Raw genomic sequence first — 20950 nt, forward strand, 5'->3', positions numbered from 1 at the left:
CAGGACCGGAGCGAGGGCATGGCGAGCATTAGCGAGCCACCGTACGTCAGGGGCAAAGCCTTTTGGTTCCTTTTCGGCGTTTGGAAAAGGGACTCGCCGTAAGGGCGAAACCGCCAGCCGCCGTCACCGCAGCAACGGATCTTCCCCCCCTATGAAGCCGAACGCACCGCACCTTGCGACACACCAGTCGGCTGCAGCTTGAACACATAAAACAACACCGTCAGCAGCACCAAAAACGCCGGCCCCACATACAGCGCCACCCGAGTGTCCGGGAAGTACGCCATCAACCCAACCACCAACACCAAAAACGCCAGTGCCAGATACGAACTCACCGGGTACAACCACATCTTGTATTTCAACCCGGCCCGTTCGCTGGCGCTCAGGCCTTTGCGAAACTTGAGCTGGGCCAGCAGGATCATCACCCAAGTCCAGATCGCGCCGAAAGTAGCAATGGCCGTCACCCAGACGAAGACTTTTTCAGGCACCAGGTAATTGAGCAGCACCCCCAGCAACAAGGCGAAAATCGACAGCAACAGCGCACGACGGGGCACCCCGTTGTTCGACGTCTTGGCAAAACCGGCCGGAGCCTGGCCATTCTGCGCCAGGCTATAGAGCATGCGCCCCGTACTGAAAATGCCGCCATTGCAGGACGACAGTGCAGCGGTGATCACCACGAAGTTGATGATGCCAGCGGCGGTCTTGATACCCAGACGCTCAAAGGTCATCACGAACGGACTGCCCTGGGTGCCGATTTCATTCCACGGGTAGATCGACAGAATCACAAACAGCGCGCCGACGTAGAACAGCAGAATCCGCCAGAACACCGAGCCGATCGCGTTTGGAATGGTCTTCTGCGGGTTCTTCGCTTCACCGGCGGTCAGGCCGATCATCTCGACGCCGAGGTAGGCGAACATCACCATTTGCAGGGACATCAACACGCCTTGCACGCCGTTCGGCATGAAGCCGCCGTGAGCCCAGAGATTGGAAATCCCCAACGCCACGCCGTCGTTACCGAAACCGAACGCGATCACGCCGACGCCGCCGATCACCATCGCAATGATGGTGACGATCTTGATCAGGGCGAACCAGAATTCGAATTCACCGAAGGCCTTTACGGCGATCAAGTTGATCGAGCCCATGCTGACCAACGCGGCGAGTGCCCAGATCCAGCGCGGGACCTCGGGAAACCAGACGCCCATGTACACCGCCACTGCGGTGATTTCCGCGACACAGGTCACCAGCCACAGGAACCAATAGTTCCAGCCAGTCAGGAAGCCCGCCAACGGGCCAAGGTAGTCTTGGGCATAACGGCTGAAGGAGCCGGCGACCGGGTTGTGCACAGCCATTTCGCCGAGGGCGCGCATGATCACCAGGATCGCCAGACCGCCGATGATGTAAGACAGCATGATTGCCGGGCCAGCCATTTCGATGGCCTTGGCCGAACCGAGAAACAGACCGACGCCGATACAGGCACCGAGTGCCATCAAGCGAATATGCCGTTCGCCGAGTTCGCGTTTAAGCGGGCCGCCCTGAGCGGTCTCGCCGTGGGGCAGGTGATTGCCGACTGGCATAGGGGTACAACCTCGTCTTGTTATTGGATATGACCACCGAGTGTCGAAGCGCTGACCGATAAGCCATTGCTTGCCTGAAACCGGACCTGCTTCGTGGGCAGAACCGTCCTGCAGGGCAAAACCCTCCAAGATCAGCGGGACGTGCAGTCTAAAAAGACTCCATCAGGATATTTCACTCTACAACCCACAATATTCAGCGAGAACTCTCGGAGAAAACGTGGTTTTTGGAGGCGCATTACCTGACTTTTTGTAGGAATTTTTACCGTTAAAACGGCACGGAGTATTGCACAGCATTGGTGCATCGTCATGCCCCTACCTAGGCAGCATTTACGTGGCGATGGCTCTAGTACGGCCCTCCTGTAGGAGCTGGCTTGCCGGCGATGGCGCCCGTGAAACCGCCATCGCCAACAAGCCAGCCCCCTGCAAAAAGAACATTCGCTCATCCCTCGTCAGGGTGAATATTCGATATCCGGGTGTTCACAATTTTTTCACCGGCAGCATCCACCGTCTAAGCTTCAAACAAGTCCGATCAATCTGCGTGAATGGATCAGTCGACTATGGGCGCGTTATGGCAAACCGATACGAGTAAAACTGTGGTCCCGACTGAACGTGTGGATGAAGCGCCTATCCCCGAAAAACCCCGTCGTAGTCGTACCAAACACGGGTGGAAGGCGTTTTGGTTGCTGGTGTTGATTATCCTGATTGCTCTGGGGTTGGCCGCTGTCAGGGAAATGCGTACCTCGAAGTTTCAATCCCGGGAAGCCAGCAAATATGCCGCTACCCTGAGTTACGAACTGAAGCCAGGCCCAAGCGACTCCATTCGCTATCCAGGGGCCGGCCCTTTTGACTTGCGTCTGGGCTACAGCTCTCTGGGTGAATTCCTGCCGCGCCTGATCAAGCGCGACTACGTCGTTGCGGCACAGACCCGCTTCTCCCAACCGTTGATGGACTACACCGACAAAGGCTTTTTCGTGCCCTATGCGGAAAAGATCCAGGCAGGATTGTCGATCACCGATTGCCATGCGGCGCCGCTTTATCAGTACAAATACCCGCAGCAGCTCTATTCAAGCTTTGACGCGATTCCGCCGGTGGTGGTCAGCAGTTTGCTGTTCATCGAAAACCGCTTCCTGCTCGATCCTCGTCAGCCCCGGGCCAACCCCGCCGTGGATTGGCCACGCTTCGGCATGGCGGCGTGGTCGCAGGTCGCCAAAATGCTGCACATGCCTGGCCAATCGGCGGGCGGCAGTACCCTCGCGACGCAACTCGAGAAGTATCGACACTCGCCCGACGGCTTGACCGTGTCCGGCGGGGAAAAAATCCGCCAGATGATTTCCGCCAGCGTGCGCGCCTATCAGGCCGGGCCGGAAACGCTTGCGGCGCGCCAGAACGTGGTGCGTGATTACCTCAACAGCGTGCCCCTGTCCGCCGTGCCCGGCCACGGGGAAGTGCACGGCATGGCCGAAGGTTTGCGTGTCTGGTACGGCGCCGATTTCAACAAGGCCAACGAACGGCTGGCCAGTACCGACACGGATCCAAAGGCCATGGCGGAAAAAGGCCTGGCCCTGCGTGAAATGCTGTCGTTGATGATTGCCCAGCGCCGCCCTTCCCACTACCTGACCAAGGGCCGCGATGAGCTGGCCGACCTCACCGACAGCCACATTCGCCTGTTGGCGCAAAACTTTGTGATCGACGCGCCGTTCGCCGCCGCCGCATTGGCCAGCAAAGTGACCTATCGCGACTGGCAGACCCAGCCGACCATTCAACCGATCGAAACCAACAAAGGCATCAGCGTGGCGCGCAGTCGCCTGGGCGGGTTGCTCAATCGTCCGCTGTACGACCTCGACCGCCTCGATCTCTCGGCCACCAGCACCCTGCAAGGCGAACTGCAAACCCAGGTCACCGAGTACCTCAAGCACTTGGCCGACCCGGCGTTTGCAACGCAGATCGGTTTGATGGGCGAACGCCTGCTCACGCCCACCAGCACCACGCAAGTGCGCTACAGCTTCACGCTGTTCGAACTGACCCCGGACGGTTCGCGGGTGCGCGTGCAAACCGACAGCACCGATCAGCCATTCGATATCAACGAAGGCAGCAAACTGGAATTGGGCTCCACCGCGAAAATGCGGGTGCTGACGACTTACCTGCAAATCATTGCCGAGCTGCACGACAAGTACGCCGAAATGACCGTCCCGGAACTGAAGAAAGTCGACGTCCCGGATCAGGACCGCCTGAGCCGCTGGGCCGTCGATTACCTGATCGAGAACAAGGACCACAACCTGTCGGCCATGCTCAGCGCCGCGCTGGACCGCAAATACTCGGCCAGCCCCGGCGAAGCCTTTTTTACCGGCGGCGGGTTGCATACCTTCGTCAACTTCCGCAAGGAAGACAACGGTCGCATACCGACCTTGCGCGATGCCCTGCGCGAATCGATCAACCTGCCGTTCATTCGGCTGATGCGCGATCTGGTGCGCTACACCACCTACTCCGGCCCGAACAACAGCGCTGCTCTGCTTGGGGACGACCGCGATCCTCGGCGCCAGGAATACCTGGCCGAGTTCGCCGACCGCGAGGGCACTTCGTTCCTGCTGAAGTTCTGGAAGCGCTACAAAAACAAGGACACCCAGGCACGGCTCGAAACCTTCCTCGACAGCATGCGCCCGACGCCGATTCGCATGGCTGCGGTGCATCGCTACCTGTTGCCGCAAGCCAGTCAGGAAAGCTTCAACACCTTCGTGCGCTCGCACCTCTCAGGCGCCAAGCTCACCGAGAAACTCACGGACGAACGCCTGCAACGGCTTTACGAAAATTACAGCCCAGGCATCTACGATTTGCCGGACCAGGGCTTCATCGCCAAGGTCCACCCGCTGGAGTTGTGGCTGATCGGTTATTTGTTGAATCATCCTGACGCCAAGTGGAGCGAAATCGTCAAGGCCAGTCAGTTTGAACGCCAGGAAGTCTATAGCTGGCTATTCAAAAGCAAGCATAAGGGTGCCCGTGATGGCCGCATCCGCACCATGCTGGAGATCGAGGCGTTTCTCGACATTCACGCGCGCTGGCAGAAAGTCGGCTATCCGTTCGATCACCTGGTGCCCTCGCTGGCCACCGCCATCGGCAGTTCCGGCGACCGACCTGCCGCGTTGGCGGAGTTGATCGGCACCATCCTCAACGACGGCGTGCGCATGCCGACGCTGCGTATCGACAGCCTGCATTTCGCGGCGAATACGCCCTATGAAACCAAGCTGATCAACGACCCGGATGTGGGTAAACGGGTGATGCCGTCCGAAGTGGCCACGGCCATGCGCGAGGCCTTGTCGCACGTGGTGGACGCGGGTACGGCCAAACGTGTTTCCGGCAGTTTCATCACCCCCGATGGCAAGCCGCTGGCCATGGGCGGCAAGACCGGGACCGGTGACAACCGCATCGAAGCCATTGGTTCCGGTGGGCGAATCTTGAGTTCGAAGTCGATCAACCGCACGGCCACCTTTGTGTTTTACATCGGCGATAGCCACTTCGGTACGTTGACCGCATTCGTACCCGGTCGCACGGCCGAAGCCTTCAAGTTCACCTCGGCCCTGCCGGTGCAAGTGCTCAAGGGCATGGCACCGATTCTCACGCCGTATCTGCAACCGGGCACACATACGCAATGCCTGCCCGTGGAGGTCGCACGACGCTGAAAAACGATGGTGGTAATTAATTATTTTCGGCATTGAAAATTCCAATGCTTTGCCGGGAAGAACGCGTTTCAAGCAGCGGGAATTCAGACTTTTACTTTGAACCTCGGGCGTTAGGCTGGTCACTCCACTTAATGCTCAAGGTTTATTGAAAGCATGACTGACTTACACGGACGTATATCAGCGCTACCGTCACTCGTGGCCGACGACAATAAAGGTCACCATTACGCGTTCATCAAGAACCGTATCCACCCCGTTTTCAAAGGCGCTTCAGTGCGACGGGCTCATGAACTGAGCCGCACACAAACGGCTTCAGGACATTGGGTCCGAAGCGTCACAGACTTCGACCATGCGCCGTTACAAAAAGCCAATCTTGACCTCTGGTCCGCGCAGAATGCAGTCGACCGGTTCATGGATGAAGTGCAGGACGTTTACACGTTCGCCAAACCGTTACTCACCGACGCACTGCAAAAAAAATTCAACGTCGATGTCGATGTCACCCGCACGTTCCTGCATCTGTACTTACCCAAAGCACGCCCGTGGTATGTCTTCGACGTCTCCGGCGGTGTTGTTACCCGAACCGTCTCATTGCTGGACGCCGCCCTGCACAACTTCGCACGTCACGAAACCTGCGAACCGGACTCGGTCTTTATCAGCCAGCCCGACGCACGCGGGCACTTCGACGTCCTGCCGATCAAACACAAAATGTCCATTGCCCAGTTCCAGAACCTCTGCCGCGAACTGGACATCGGCGCGCGCTACACGAAATACCTCGAAGAACAGTTGCTGCCCAGTGACGGCCTCGCCCGAGGTTTATTGAAGTTAAAAATCGTCGAGAGCGAGAAAGCCGCGTTCAAAACCGCCGCCCAATTGGCTGTTCTGAAGGGCGACATCGACGCCGAGGCCAGTGACCTGATCCTGAAAATGCTTGATGGCCAGCGCAACCTCACCCGTAAAGGCCGGGTGATGCAATTTGCCGAACTGTCGATTCTCGACAGCCCGCTGAGCGCAATCGTGTTGATCACACCCAGGCCGGAACAACACATCCGTGAGGTGACGCCGGTGATTGTTTACGTCCCCCAGGACCCTGAGCACCCACTGAAAGAGTACCCCTCGACCGTCGCGTTCATGAATGAACTGACGCGCCAGCTGCGCGACAACAACGTCGTTTCATCCACCGGCATGACCTACCAGCAGTACTTCAGTCGGTTCGTCGATCAATCGGAGCGCGGGCATTTTTTCGGCGGGCTGCAGCAACGTCTGTTCGAGGTGAAATGGCATCAGAAAGCGCCGCTGGAGCAGGGCCCGAGCTGGCGGGAAGTGCCCGTCGACAAACCCAATCTGCATTTCAAGGCGGCACCGATCCAAAGCGAACTCTGGGAATACCTCTTTCAGCAGAAGCTCAATAAAGTCCTGAATGACGCCCGACACATTGCCGTGTCCACCGCCGATAGCGATAGCAATGCCCGATGGGCCTGGTGGGAAAACTTCAAGAAAATAGTCTCGGACATCTTCAACGTCGCGCTGATGGTCGTCACGCCGTTCGTTCCGGGGCTGGGTGAATTGATGATGGTCTACACGGCGTATCAGATGGCCAGTGACGTCATCGAAGGCATCCTGGATATGACCATGGGGCTGTGGACTGAAGCTGCCGAACACATCATCGGCGTAGTGACTGACGTCATTCAGTTGGTAGCGTTCGCCGCCGGGGTGAAGATCGGCAACGTTGCGCGCCTGAAGCTTTCGCCGCTGATCGAAGGCATGAAACCGGTGGCTCTGCCCAATGGCGAACCACGGCTTTGGCATCCCGATCTCAAGCCTTATGAGAGGCCGGATGTAAAACTGCCCGCTAAAGCGAAACCTGACGCATTGGGTCTCCATGCCCACGAAGGCCAGGACATTTTGCCGCTGGATGACAAACACTATGCCGTGCAAAAAGATCCGCAAACCGGCAACTACCGCGTCAAGCACCCGCACCGCGACAACGCCTATTTACCCGAGTTGAAACATAACGGCCTGGGCGCCTGGACCCACGAAGCCGAGAACCCGCGAGCGTGGCAGCGCCCGACGTTGATGCGTCGCCTCGGCCATTCCGTGGACGGCTTCAGCGACGCAGAACTGGACCATGTGCGCATCGCCAGCGGCACCGACGACGCTGCGCTGCGCCGGATGTACGTCGACAACACGACCCCGCCACCGCTACTGGACGACAGCCTCACACGCTTGAAAATCCAGCGCCAGACCCGCGAGGCCATTGAACGGATTCGAACAGGTCAAGCTCTGGCCCCTGCCTCCTGGTGGTTTGAATCTCTGGCGACTTACCTGGACGGCTGGCCTGTGGATAAAGCGCTGAGGGTTTACGAAGACGCCGACATGACCGGGCGCTTTCGCCAGTACGGCAATCCCGAGGCGAGCGAGGCGCAGACACTGTCCACCAGCCAGTCGCAGCTCATGAGCGAACAGTTTGCGCCGAGGCTTGTCGAGTTTCTCAGTGAAGAAGAGCTGCAAGCGATGCTCGGTCGGTCAACCGCCAAAAGTGAACAGGTGCAAGCCCTGCGCAATCGACTGGCGGACGAAGCCAATCGATTGAACGCAGACATCGTCAATCAGCTTTACCAAGGTGCAGAAGCGTCCGACGACCCGCAGGTCCGACTCATTCGCCAGACATTCCCCGAGCTGCCGACCCGCGCGGCACAGACGCTGCTGAACAGTTCCGACGCGGCCGACCTCACGCGCATGACCCAGGAACGACGCCTGCCGTTGAGCCTAAAGAGCCGCGCCCGTGAAGCCGCCTTCGAAGCCCGGACCAACCATGCGTACGAGGGCTTTCATGACGGCGCGCAGTGGGTGGCGCAAACCGAAAGCCTGGTGCTGAATGCGCTCAGGATTCATACCGACACCTTCGCGCAATTACGTATCGAGGTGCGTGAAGGCAACGATGCCGGACCACTGCGCGGCAGCGTGGGTGCACACGATGCGGCGACGGTGCGGGTGCTGGTCATGGACGACGCCAACCGGTTCGAAGTCTGGGACGCCGACAACCACAAACTGCACGACGCCGCTGATTTTTTCGAAGCCGTGCTCACGGCGTTGCCGAAAAACAAGCAGGCGCAGTTGGGCTATCGGCCAGGCCAAGGGGCGTTTTTCAAGCAATGGGTCATGGCCAGGACCGATACTCCGGCCGAACGTCGCACCGCACTCGCCGCCCCGCCGATCCGCCCGATGGCGAACCACGAAGACATGATGCTGTTGCGCGGTCCCGGCTTCTCCATCACTGCCGCCACGCTCACCGAACGGGTGCAGGATGTGTACCCGCACTTCAACGAACGAGAGGTCGCTACCTTCGTTCGATCCCTGGGTTCGCCAGAGCAAGGACGTCAGACGCTGACGAGGCTGGATCGAGAGCTCGATGACCTGCGCGTGATACTCAATCGGTGGCAATACCAGCGACCGGAGACATGGGGGCCTGATCGACAAGGGTTCTTACGCGGTGGCGGGCTGCACATTGCCGAGCGGCTCATCGATTGTTTCTCAAGAAAACCCACCGTGTTCGGTGAGCGCAGTACCACGGTCGACGGCGGTTATGCGCTGGACCTGTCTGTTGAGTTCGATGTGCCCAACCTCGAGCGCTGGTGGAAGGAACTGCCGGATATCAAGCATTACCTCGACCAGATCAGCACCTTGAATCTGGACCGCACGAACTTTTCCGAAACATCCTCCGGCCTGTTGAGCGACTTCCCGCATCTGCGTCAACTGAGCGCCCGCAACTGCGGGTTGACGCGACTTCCCGAGACCATCGGCAAGATGCACTACTTGCGTACGTTGCGGCTGATGAACAACGACATCACATTGACGCCGTCGGCCGTCGAGCAACTGCGAAACCTGACTCACCTGGAAACCATCAGGCTCGATGACAACACGCGGCTGGGCATGCTGCCGAACGTCGGACGCATGCCCAAACTGAGAATCCTGAGTTTGAGCAATACCGGAGCAACCACCTGGCCCGAGGGCCTTGTCGGCCCCTCCAACAGGCGTCGACCGCGTGGCTTCTTTCTGGATCTGCAGGAGAACCCGCTCAGCGTCATTCCAACTGTCGTGTCTGGCTCGGAGGACGCCTTTCTTGTGGCGCGGACCCGCTTGTTTCCAAAGAGACTTTCGGAGGCCAACCTGATCAAGTTCAAAGCCTATCGACGTTCGGTCGGCCTCGCTCCCGAGCAGATCTATGCCGAGGCTGCCGCCGACACGATGCTTCAATGGCCGACAAAGGACGACTCTGTCTGGTGGAGTGCCGAGGTCGGGGGGCTGGGCACTTTCCGCGAGGACGCCTGGCACGATTTGATGACCGAGCCTGGCTCCGAAGATTTCTTTGCCTTGATCCAGAAACAGACACTCTCCGCCGATTACCGGGCCGGCGGAGAACTGCGCCAACAGCTCAGCAGCCGGGTCTGGCGAATGGTCGAGGCCATCGACCTGGACACCCCGTTGCGCAACGAATTGTTCGAAATGGCCAAGGCGCCCACCACCTGCGCCGATGCCGGGGCTCAAGTGTTCAACCACATGGGCATCAAGGTGCTCGCCTCCGAAGCCTATGCCTTGTCGACGTCCAACGCCGTCCTCGAAAACAAACTGGTGAGCCTGGCAAAAGGCGCCGCTCGCCTCGCGCGCGTGGATGACATTGCCCGTGCCGATTTCGGTGGCCGTGAAGGCAATCCCGATGAGGTGGAGGTGTACCTTGCCTACGAAACCGGCCTGGCTCAACGCCTCGGTTTGCCGTGGCAATCGGAGTCGATGTTGCATCGCCCCTTGGCCGGCGTGAGCGCCAGGACCCTCGACACGGCCTTCGATACGGTGATCGCGATGGAGTCCGGCGACGGCTTGATCAACGACATGCTCGAACAGCCGTTCTGGGAGAAATACCTGCGTGACACTTACCCGAACGAGTTCAGGCGCAATGCCCGACTGTACGAAAGCAAAAGCGATTTGCTGGATGAGTTGCGCGAAGCTCAGCACGCCTGGGCAAGCTCCAAAAACCAACAGATTGCACAACGACGCGCACTCAAACAGCGCCTGCAAGACCTCGCCCGGCAATTGAATGTCGATGACAGTGTGGTGCTTATCGATGAAGACATGAGCGATGAGGTCTACGGCCGATTGCTTCAGGACATGGGCTACGAAGAAAAAGAGCTGAGCAGAAAGCTGACCCGCGCAGCGCTGCAAAAAGCCGCAGGGCAATAATCGGGAAACCCTGATGCATCGGATGGTGCATCAGGGGTCAAGCCTTAACCCACTTCGGAATCCCAGATCACTGTGACAAGGCCGGAATAAGATCGGGCCACACCGGGTTTGAGCATTTCACCGACTTCGTCCTGGGCAATTTCGAAGTGCAACGTTCCCGGTTTGCGATCGACATAAAAGCGCGGCTGGAACAGCTCGGTACCACTGCCGTCGCGCCACAATGGCCGGCGATTGACCGGTTGCGCGGCGGCATCCACCAAGCCACTGGGTAGGGTCACGCTGACGTCTAGCGGCACGACATGTCCTGAAACCGGATCACGCACCGCGCAGCGATTGCCATCCAGGCTGTACTGACAGTCCAGATTCATTTTGAAGCGACTTGACGATGACACATTGAATGTCTGATCCCGGAACAGCCGTGTCGGCTTGCGCCCCTGTGTCAGCCAGGCTTGCCAGCCACCCTGCGGGACCAATTCGACGCGATTGCCGCCCGGTGGAATCTCCACTTTGAGCGCATGTTCGACACTTAGAGTGAAATTAAGGCTTATCAAATCGTCATCAGGCAACATGATATCGCCCATATCAAAATCGCCAAGAGGACCCACGACATAATTCAAAACCCCCCTGTAAGTTCCCGTCGACATCTGCAAGGGATTGGGCGTTGCCAGCTCGTATGAAAAGCTCATATTTTCATAGGCAAAACCATAGTCTTGCGTTATCGGCAACTGAGCTTGCTTCGAACAAACACCTCCATCCGCCGGGACCCTCCAGAAAAAAGCGAAATAATAGGAGTTGCCGTAGCTCGTTCCGCCCCTGACACAGGGTGGCGACGGCCATCCCCAGTGGTCGATCCAGGTACTAGTGTCGAGAGGCGTCTTGATCGTATAGGCCGCCCCGATTCCGCTGAATCGCATTCTGACCGTCGCAGACTCACCCGTTTCATCATGAATGACCGTCGTGTCCTTCCATGAGGACGGAAGCCGAAACATAGGCCCCTGGCGTTCTTCGTGCAAAGCCTGAATGGGCGCTACAGCCCTGAACCGGATCGGCACCCCAATACTGAAGACACCAGGCCCACAGTACGTTGGGTGCTCCTTGCAATGACCGCCTTGCGGTGTGGTGTTCTCGAAGGCGTTGCGCATGGGGTTTGCCGGATCAGGTCGAAACACGGCACTCATTTCCAGGGTGACTGCGAAAGCCGAACCCGTAGCTCCAACAATCAAGCTCACCAGGGCAAACAAGATTAACGATCGCAATCGTTTGGATGATTTCATCAATACGAACTCCACCGTCCCATTAGAACCATGCCAGCACTTTCCCGGCATAAACATACGAAAACATCTGCTGCGACAAAACCAAACATCTATGCCCCCGGCAACACTGCGTTGAAAAGCAAGTTGACGCTGCCGAAATAACTGCCCGGCTTATAAACCCCATCGACAGGCGGCACCGGCGCGATCTCCAGCAACACACGTTTACCCGGCGCGGCCTCGCTCATCGACACCACCTCGCTACTCTCCAGTTCGCTCAGCAACTTGCCGTTGAACAGCACGCGCAATCCAATGTCATCGGCCGCGGTCCCGTTGGACAGGTAAGGCCGGCCCTCAAGCCGGGCTTCGATGGAGCCGGCTTCATTCTTCACATCGAAATACTTGCGCAAGCCGCCCAGGGTCGAGGTCGCCAGATTCCACGGCAACCGCTGCTCGCGGTGAATCCAGCCGGGGTCTGCGGGAATGACGTAGAACGCCTGGTTCGGAATCGTCACGAACACGTCGAAGTGTTGCACTTCGCGGGCGGCAAACGCTGAATGGCAGGCCATTGCCGACACCATCAGAACCATCAGTTTTCTGAACATGGTCATCAGCCCTTCACATCGAGTTTCTTGCTGCTCTCGCCTTCAACCAGTGTGAAGCGATACTCGCGACCGGCCTGTTTTTCGAACTGAAAACTGCGGCCCGCGAGGATGTGATGCTTGGTGGTCGGCATACACTCCTGCTCGTTCTTGACCGAGCAATCCTTGAATTCATCGATCACCACCACGGTGTTGCCGTCGTTGCGGATGCGGTAATCCTTCGCGCCGTTCTCGATCATGCTGGCGTAACGCGTGTCCTTGGGACGGACGAAAAACACCGCGCCATACCCGGCCAGCACCGTGACCCCGGCGGACAGGGTTTTCTTGTATTCCTCACGCTCTTCACCGGAGACCGCGAACTCGTCTTCTTTCTCCGGCACCACCGGCACGAAACGCACGCGGAAATAGCGCTCGCGGTCGCGCTCGCCCATGTACAGCAACCGGGTGCCTTGCATGCCACTGGCAGGCACAATCAGCCGCGCCGGGCTGGCCATCAAGCCGTCCCGGGCGCTGCCGTCGGCACTGGATTTGAGCGGTACTTCCTGCGACTTTCCGTCAGCGTCGTAAAGGATTTCCAGGATGTTGACCTTGACGAAAGCGGTGCTGTCGCCGCCATTGAAGACACGTTTCAAATAGGTACTTTTATCACCGTCCAGGTAGTCGTAAACCGTGCCGATATTGATGCTCGGCCCGGCGTGTGCCGTCTGCGTGAACAAACAAAAACCAATCAGTGCCAACCGACGTTTCATCGTCATTTACCTCGTAGATAAAGTGCGTATTGCCGGGCATCAGCCTGCCGTCGGCGTCTGTGTCGTTGCGTCCGCCAACGTATCCGGCGTGCAACGCAGGTCGCCGATCATCAGCACATTGTTTTCCGTGCGGCCGCGGCTCGGGTCGAGCCGGAACTGGCACAGCAACTGGTTGCCGTGGCGCACTTCCAGGGTCGGTGAACCGGCGTTCATTTCCATGGAGAAGAAGCCGTCCACTTCACTGACCCCGCGACTGGCGTGGTTGATGATGTGGTGGCCCTTGAGCGGGCTGCCCTGGTAGTCCACCAGGCGACCGAGCACGGTGAGGGTTCTCATCACGCGAACCTGGCGATACTCGACGCCGCCCTTGTTCAGGTGATAGCTGGAACGGGCCGGCTGGATGGTCGCGGCCGGCACGTGATTACCCTCGAAATCGAAACTGACCGAGCTGCTTTTGTAGGCGGTGATCGGCACGAAATTGCGCCCCGGCCTGAGCACCGCGCTGCCACCGCTCAAATCGTCGGCGCGCAGGGCGATGTCATCGATGTCCGATTCGACATCGATGATCATGCCGGCACCGTTGCGGTGGTACTGGCTGGTCACGACCATTTTTTGCCCGCCGACGGCGACGGTGCTGTCGAGGTTCAAACCACCGGTGAAGTCGTTGTTGAATGAGGAGCGCTGGATAAAACCGTCAGCGTTGACCCGCTCCGATTGCATCGTCGCCATCGCGTTCATACCGATGCCATAGGTGTCGGTGATTGCTGTGGCGGAAACGCTTTGCAGCAGGTGATCCTGCAAGTCTTTGCGGTAGGTGACCGAGGCATTGTTATCGCGCCCGCCGTCGCGATCGGTGCGGGTGCCGATGCTGCCGGAGATCTGTTCGCCCGGCCCGCCCAGGGCGATGTTGACGCTCAGGTCGACGCCACGATTGCGGTCATTGCCCGAGCTGAAACTGCCAGGCCTGTCGAACAGCGACAAGCGCCAGTTGGCGTCGCTGCCGAACAATTGGCTGCGCTGGCTCCAGCCCAGATCCACGCCGACGCCTTCGGTGTTGCCCTCGCTGTGGGACACCCTGGCATTGACCGAAGTTTTGCTGGTGAGCCGATGGTTCAGCGACAACGAAGAGTTGCTGGTCTGGCCGATAAACACGTTGCGCTGTCGTACTCGCGTGCCGTCCGGCAGCGTGTCGTAGAGCCGGGTCGTGTCGAGCCAGCTGCGGTTGTGGCTGGCGACGATGCTGCCGCTGCCGTAGGAATAAAGCCCCTGCACGTCGAAACCGGTGCCGTGGTCCTCGGTCTTGTAGACGTTGGCATAGACGCTGGCATTGTTGACGACGGCCCAATCGACCGAGGTGCCGTATTGCAGGCTGTCACGCACCTGTCGACCTGACAGGCCGAGGATGACTCGCGGGTGCAGCAGAAAGTTGAAGGCGGCACCGGCCGTCATGTCGCCGTCGTTCTGATCGTCCCAGTTGCTGAGAAATTTGGATTCACGCCCGGCGAACAGGTTGTAGCGCCATTGCTCGTCGTGGTTGCGCCAATTGTTCGGTTTGTAGACCAGTTCCTGGGTGCTGGAGGTGATCTGGCCGTCTTCGATCAGGCGCACTTCCACTTCATAGATACCGCCGGGCAACGGCCGCGTGTCGAGGGTTTGCAGGCCTGCGGGCATCGCCTGCGTATTGATCAGCAAACCGTCGCGGTAGATCTCCACCGAGCCCTGGCGATTGGCGGTGACGTAGATCGGGTAGACCGCCGGTGTCGGCTGATTGATGGCCAGGCTGTCGGAGCTGCCGTACATCACACCCAGCGCCGTGTCGGGACTCGCGCCGAAGGAGCGCGGCTGGCGAGTCAGCCCTTCGGATGTGGGGGTGAAATAGCCCAGGCGCACAAAGCTGCCTTCCAGTTCACGCTGGGTATAGAGCTCATGCACGGCGTGATAGGTCTGGTTATCCACACCGCCCAGTCGCGACAGTTGCAGGTTCACCGCTTGAGTCCAGTTACCAAGGCTGCTGCTGGCTTCAAGACCATAGCGCCCGCCAAGGTCCTGGTTTTGCCCGCCGTTGAGGTTCAACTGGTTGCGCACGATCAACCCGCTGCTGCCGCCTTCGGGCTGGTTGTAATAACGCTGGACCTGATCGTCGCGCTCGGCGTTTTCCGTGAGGATCGACACCAGCGAGTTTTCCAGGCTGTAGTGCACGGCCAATAGCGACTCGGGGCATTTCGCCTCGCAGTTGCCCAGCGCCACGCCTTGCTTCAAATAGCTAGACCAGGTGTCGCGTTCACTGGCTTTGATCGTGCTGTCGCTGACATCGGTGAAGTCAACGAGGGTGATGCGGTCGTCGCGGGTCAACACGACCATCGCCTCCCCCAGAAATTGTTGATCAAGTTCCACGCGCACCGCCAACGGTACATCGAAGAAGTGTTCTTCGAACTCGCTCGGTAAACCCTTGGCCTGCGCCAGCAAACTTCGAGGTGTATGGCCGTTATCCGCTGGCGCGGCCAGGGCAGTTGCGCAAAAACACAAGGCAAGCGCCGTCGCGATGGGAGTCATCGGGAACATGAAAGAAATACTCTGTGGATAAAGACGGTGAAACCCGATCGACAGGGATTACAACCCTATCGATCGGTGCGCGTTATCAAGCAAGAACTTGCTGACAGAACGCTGTCATTCAGATGCGCGGAATGGCATCAAACATGACGACGGGGTTGGCGGTGTAAATACCCACCTGATTGTTGCCCGGCTTTTCTGCAGTAATCACCAGGTCGGCGCGCATGCCACCGTTGGACTCGACGTCGCCGACCACTTCCTTCGAATCGGCAGTCAGTACGGTGCCGTTGAAGGTGTAGGTCAGCGGAATGTTCAAGCTCGCATTACCGTTGAACAGCGGCGTCGGGCCGCCGACGACGTATGCGCCCACCGAGCCGTTGGTGTGCTGGATATCGTAGGTGCCACGGACCTCCGACAGGGTGCCGGCGCCAATTTGGTACTGCATTCTTTCGTCTTTACCGAAGTTCAGGTCCACGGGTTGAGCGTGAAACACTTTGCTCGGGATTTCCGCAGTGATGTTGATGGAGGTGCGCGATTCATCCGCAGCGAACGCCATCGAAGCACTCAGGGCCAGGAGGGTCATCGGAACGGCGATTGCAAACTTCTTGAACATTGTTTAGTACCTGTCTTTTTCAAAGGATTGGTCCGTGGAAAGCGTGAATCGTCCCTATCGCCGGTTTAAATAGTGGCAATTTGGCTCAACTTTCGACGAGGAGAATGATCGGCCAATTACTTAAGAAAGTAAGTACGCAACTTCCGAAGAACATGTAGTAACAACCGCCCGCGACCCAGTAGAAAAAACCCGAAAAATCAATAATTAAACCGTTCACCCGACAGAAACATACTACAAACAGTTTTAACAAAAAAAGCACACAGTCAAACTAAATACAGTCTCTGTAAGACAAAGACTACTTAGGTCTAATTATTAATAATCACTCTCTGTTAGTTACGCATAATTAGATCAAACACTCTAAAACAGCAAGCTGCAAAACGCCTTTTTCCCGCCCCGCACTGAAATCCGCCACGACGTCCTTCGGCGACGACCGTTGGTCCCTTTCGCTTGCCCTCTCGATAAGATATATCTTAAGTTGTATCTAAACACGACAGAGAGAAGGAAAAATGAGAGACCATCATTCCCCCCACCGCGAACACGGTGACGGCCGCGACGGCTTCGAGAAACGCCCCGGCCGCGAACGCGGCGGTCGCGGCCCACGGGTGTTTGCCCCCGGCGATCTGAAATTGCTGCTGCTCGCGCTCATTGCCGAACAGCCCTGCCACGGCTACGACTTGATCCGCCAGATCGAAGGCATGTTCGACGGCGCCTACAGCCCCAGCCCCGGCGTGATCTACCCGACCCTGACCTTTCTGGAAGAAAGCGAAATGATCCAGGGCGATGCCGAAGGCGGAAAAAAACGCTACAGCGTGACCGACGCCGGTCGTCTGTCTTTAAGTGAGCAAGCGGTTGCCCTGGACGGCGTGCGGATGCGCATCGATGTCAGCAAGCGCTCATTGCGCGGCCATGACCGTCCGCCCGAGATCCACGAAGCGGTGCATAACCTGCGTCACGCGTTGCAACTGCACCACGGTCGCTGGAGCGCAGAAGAAATCATTCGGGTCGCCGCCCTGCTCAACAACACAGCCAAAGCCATCGTCGACGGCCCCTTGGTTCAACCCGCTCAGGAGAAAGCTGAATGACTGAAGTGATCGAGCACACCATTCACCGCGTGATGCATGAAATCAAACGCCGTCGCCTGCAAGTGTTGCGCGTGGTTGACCTGACCCCGCGCATGCGCCGGATTACCCTGGGTGGGCCTGAGCTGGCAGGTTTCATCAGCCTCGGCACAGACGACCACGTCAAACTGCTGTTCCCGCAGAACGCGGCAGAACAAGCGGCGCTGGAAACCCTGGTGCTCGGTGCCGGCAAGGACAACGGCCCGATGCCGGCGATGCGCGACTACACGCCGCGTCGCTACGACCTCGACACGCTGGAACTGGACATCGATTTCGTGTTGCACGGCGACGGCCCTGCTTCGACCTGGGCGGAACAGGCCAAACCGGGACAGTTCCTGCACATTGGCGGGCCACGGGGATCGATGATCGTGCCGGACATGTTCGACAGCTATTTGCTGATTGGTGACGAGACGGCAATCCCCGCGATTGCGCGACGGCTGGAGGGTTTGGCGGCCAATCGCCAGGCGCTGGTGATCATTGAAGTGGAGAACGGCGCGGAACAGCAAAAGCTCGAAAGCCCGGCGCACGTCAATGTGATCTGGGTGTTGCGCGAAGGTGGCAAGAACAACTTGCTGACCACCGTGAAACAGCTGCAAGTGCCCAGCGGCAATCTATACGCGTGGGTGGCGACCGAGACCAAAGTGTCGCGGCAGATTCGGCGGGTGCTGCTGGACGAGCACGGGCTGAACGAGCAGTTCGTCAAAGCCGTCGGCTATTGGCGCCTGGACGACACCGACGAGGAATAACACCACATGAACTGTAGGAGCCGGCTTGCTGGCGATAGGTCCCTTGAACCCTGCATCGTTGCCAAGGACGCCATCGCCAGCAAGCCGGCTCCTACAGGTCCGTGTGATTCAGGCGTATCGCCGCCACCGATCCAGCGCGATCACCAACAACGCAATCACCACAAACCCCGCCAACAATCCGCCTGCATTCGCAAACACCTGTGGATAACCCAGCTTGTCGACATCTATGAACGGATAGGGATAAACCGCCAGCAGATGCCCGCGCAACAGCGCATACGCGAAGTACAGCAACGGGTAAATCACCCACAGTGCAATGTGCCGCAGACGCAGGGTGCCTTTGGGCACACACAACCACCACCAGGCCAGAAACAGCAACGGCATGACGTCGTGCATCAGCTCATCGGCCAGCCATTGCCAGCCTTCGGGATGCCACAGATGGCGCAACAGAATGTTGTAGGCAAGGCCGACCACGGCGATGCTCACGACAACCCCGCTGCTCACCCACGGCTGCAAAAACCAGCGTCGCGCAGCCGACTCGCGGGACGTCAGCGCGCAGGTCAGCACGGTCGCCACCAGCGTGTTGCTGAGCACGGTGAAGTAGCTGAAAAAACTCACCAGCCCGCCCAGCAGACTGGCGCCCAGCGTCCAGCGCGAATAGAAAATCAGGTACAGCTGAATGCTCAATCCCGCCCAGCCTAGGACAGCAGCCACGGCCACAAAACGACGGCGCACGGCAGGTTGCATGATCATGCTCAGAGCGGTCGCTTGGTACGCATCAACTTGACGTACAAGCGTTCGACCTTCTCCCGCGCCCACGGGGTCTTGCGCAGGAAGGTCAGGCTCGACTTGATGCTCGGATCACTCTTGAAGCAGCGGATATCGATGCGCTCGGCCAGCCCCGACCATTCGTAATGTTCAACCAGCGCGTTGAGGATCTGCTCCAGTGTCACGCCATGCAGCGGGTTGTTGTTCTGTTCGGTCATGCCGGGCCTTCGAGCGATAGATGAATTGGAAGCCGCGCACCTTAGCCGAGGGCCGCCTTGGGGGAAAGGCGTCTGTGCGCTATCTGTTGAATGTAGGCGAAACGGAACAAAACATTTGAATGGGATCACGCAATCCCTTGTAGGAGCGGCCGGGCGGCGTTCCGTTTGCCAGCGATGGGGCCATTGAATCTTGCATAGAACGTGAGACCGCCATCGCCGGCAAGCCGGCTCCTACAGGGTGTTGTGGTGTGCTGACTGTTACCGAATCAACAAAAATTCATCTCGGCAAAAGGCCTTTCTCTATTTGTAACAGAACATTATCCTTACGCCCGAACCTGCTGAAACGCTTCCGCTAACCGCTTCGCCCCTCACTCCCCAGAAAAAGATCAAGAATTTCTCCTCTATGCCTTATGTTCAATTTTTGCGAGACAGCGCTGTCTGCACGCCTGTTTCCCAGCGAAAAGCCCTTAACCTGATCAGCGGATTCACCGCGCTGGGCCTCGCCACCTGCGTTCAGGCCGCCCCGGCCTTCGATAGCGAATCGCCGTGGATGCTCGGCGACTGGAACGGCGCGCGCACCGAACTTTCGGAAAAGGGCTACGACTTCAAAGTCGATTACACCGGTGAAATGGGCAGCAATCTGCACGGCGGCTACGACCACGATCGCACCGCGCGCTACAGCGATCAGTTCGGCCTCGGCACGCATCTCGATCTGCAGAAGATCCTCGGTTGGGACGACGCTGAATTTCAGCTGACCATCACCGAACGTAACGGCAACAACATCAGCAACGACCGGATCAACGATCCGCGGGTCGGCGGTTTCACTTCAGCGCAAGAAGTCTGGGGTCGCGGGCAAACCTGGCGCCTGACGCAGATGTGGTATCAGCAGAAATTCTTCGATCAGAAGCTCGACATCAAGGTCGGCCGTTTCGGCGAAGGCGAAGATTTCAACAGTTTCCCCTGCGACTTCCAGAACCTGGCGTTCTGCGGCTCCCAGGTCGGTAACTGGGTCGGGGGCATCTGGTACAACTGGCCGGTCAGCCAGTGGGCGATGCGGGTCAAGTATCACCTGACGCCAGAGCTGTACGCGCAGGTCGGCGCGTATGAGCAGAACCCGTCGAACCTTGATCGCGGCAATGGTTTCAAGCTCAGCGGCAGCGGCACCCAAGGCGCAATTTTGCCGGTGGAGCTGGTGTGGACGCCGAAGCTCAACGGCCTGCCGGGCGAATACCGCGCCGGTTACTACTACAGCAACGCCAACGCTACCGATGCCTACAAGGACAGCAATGGCCAGCCCGCCGCCCTGAGTGGTGAGGCCTACCGCAGCGCGTCGAGCAAACACGGCGTCTGGCTGGGTGTGCAGCAGCAGATCACCAGCCGCGCCAGCGACAACTCCCGTGGCCTGAGCGTGTTCGCCAACGGCACGATGCACGACAAGAAGACCAACGCCATCGACAACTATGTCCAGGCGGGCGTCGTCTACAAAGGCTTGTTCGATGCGCGCGCCAAGGACGACATCGGTTTCGCCCTCGCCCGTGTTCACGTCAACCCGGCCTATCGCAAAAATGCAGAGGCGAGCAATCAGGCCCACGCGGTCTCCGACTTCGACGATCCGTCCTTCCTGCCGCCGCAGGACACCGAATACAGCGCCGAACTCTATTACGGGGTGCACGTCACGAACTGGCTGACCGTGCGCCCGAACCTGCAATACATCCGCCACCCCGGTGGCGTGGACAAGGTCGATGACGCACTGATTGGCGGGATCAAGATCCAGTCGCAGTTCTAACAAACACCGCAAAACCCTGTAGGAGCCGGCTTGCCGGCGATGGCGGTGTATCAGCCAAACAGATGTCGACTGACAC

General features: G+C 58.6%; 13 protein-coding genes. 5 read left to right on the forward strand and 8 right to left on the reverse strand.

The features are described from left to right. Window positions 1–149: 149 nt before the first annotated feature. Window positions 150–1571: an amino acid permease gene (locus KGA97_RS24435; protein ID WP_008044175.1), complete on the reverse strand. Its 1422-nt coding sequence runs from the start codon at window positions 1569–1571 to the stop codon at window positions 150–152. A gap of 557 nt (window positions 1572–2128) precedes the next feature. On the opposite strand from KGA97_RS24435, the gene KGA97_RS24440 reads away from it, so the two are divergent. Together KGA97_RS24440 and KGA97_RS24445 are read left to right on the forward strand one after the other, a co-directional pair. Next, on the forward strand, window positions 2129–5245 hold the full coding sequence (locus tag KGA97_RS24440; protein ID WP_223481662.1) for a transglycosylase domain-containing protein: 3117 nt from the start codon (window positions 2129–2131) through the stop codon (window positions 5243–5245). Window positions 5246–5653: 408 nt separating this feature from the next. Further along, window positions 5654–10477 carry an NEL-type E3 ubiquitin ligase domain-containing protein gene (locus KGA97_RS24445; protein WP_411738735.1) on the forward strand — a complete coding sequence of 1608 codons (4824 nt, stop codon included), beginning with the start codon at window positions 5654–5656 and terminating at the stop codon, window positions 10475–10477. Between the two features lie 44 nt (window positions 10478–10521). On the opposite strand, the gene KGA97_RS24450 is transcribed toward KGA97_RS24445, so the two are convergent. The 5 genes from KGA97_RS24450 to KGA97_RS24470 all read right to left on the reverse strand — a co-directional run bounded on the left by KGA97_RS24450 (window position 10522) and on the right by KGA97_RS24470 (window position 16241). After that, complete coding sequence (locus tag KGA97_RS24450) at window positions 10522–11751, reverse strand: hypothetical protein (RefSeq protein WP_223481664.1); 1230 nt, start codon at window positions 11749–11751, stop codon at window positions 10522–10524. A gap of 89 nt (window positions 11752–11840) precedes the next feature. Further along, complete coding sequence (locus tag KGA97_RS24455) at window positions 11841–12332, reverse strand: CS1 type fimbrial major subunit (RefSeq protein ID WP_223481665.1); 492 nt, start codon at window positions 12330–12332, stop codon at window positions 11841–11843. Window positions 12333–12337: 5 nt separating this feature from the next. Then, window positions 12338–13078 carry a hypothetical protein gene (locus KGA97_RS24460; protein ID WP_008043444.1) on the reverse strand — a complete coding sequence of 247 codons (741 nt, stop codon included), beginning with the start codon at window positions 13076–13078 and terminating at the stop codon, window positions 12338–12340. 39 nt (window positions 13079–13117) lie between these two features. Continuing rightward, window positions 13118–15640, reverse strand: a complete 2523-nt coding sequence (locus tag KGA97_RS24465; RefSeq protein WP_223481666.1) for a CS1-pili formation C-terminal domain-containing protein — start codon at window positions 15638–15640, stop codon at window positions 13118–13120. A gap of 109 nt (window positions 15641–15749) precedes the next feature. Next, complete coding sequence (locus tag KGA97_RS24470; RefSeq protein WP_207286051.1) at window positions 15750–16241, reverse strand: CS1 type fimbrial major subunit; 492 nt, start codon at window positions 16239–16241, stop codon at window positions 15750–15752. Between the two features lie 506 nt (window positions 16242–16747). Here KGA97_RS24470 and KGA97_RS24475 point away from each other — a divergent pair. Further along, window positions 16748–17323, forward strand: coding sequence for a PadR family transcriptional regulator (locus tag KGA97_RS24475; protein WP_008026701.1), 576 nt, complete (start codon window positions 16748–16750; stop codon window positions 17321–17323). After that, complete coding sequence (locus KGA97_RS24480; RefSeq protein WP_223481667.1) at window positions 17320–18105, forward strand: siderophore-interacting protein; 786 nt, start codon at window positions 17320–17322, stop codon at window positions 18103–18105. Before KGA97_RS24475 ends, KGA97_RS24480 begins: the two co-directional genes overlap by 4 nt. A gap of 108 nt (window positions 18106–18213) precedes the next feature. Here the strand turns inward: KGA97_RS24480 and KGA97_RS24485 are convergent, their stop codons facing one another. Beyond that, window positions 18214–18849: a Pr6Pr family membrane protein gene (locus tag KGA97_RS24485; RefSeq protein WP_411738736.1), complete on the reverse strand. Its 636-nt coding sequence runs from the start codon at window positions 18847–18849 to the stop codon at window positions 18214–18216. Between the two features lie 8 nt (window positions 18850–18857). Then, window positions 18858–19088, reverse strand: coding sequence for a VF530 family DNA-binding protein (locus KGA97_RS24490; RefSeq protein ID WP_007903672.1), 231 nt, complete (start codon window positions 19086–19088; stop codon window positions 18858–18860). Between the two features lie 403 nt (window positions 19089–19491). On the opposite strand from KGA97_RS24490, the gene KGA97_RS24495 reads away from it, so the two are divergent. Further along, entirely contained in the window at window positions 19492–20874 is a 1383-nt protein-coding gene (locus KGA97_RS24495; protein WP_223481669.1) for a carbohydrate porin, read from the forward strand. Window positions 20875–20950: the final 76 nt, after the last annotated feature.

Origin of the sequence: Pseudomonas sp. BF-B-15, from assembly GCF_019946675.1 — a bacterium.
GTDB lineage: Bacteria > Pseudomonadota > Gammaproteobacteria > Pseudomonadales > Pseudomonadaceae > Aquipseudomonas > Aquipseudomonas migulae.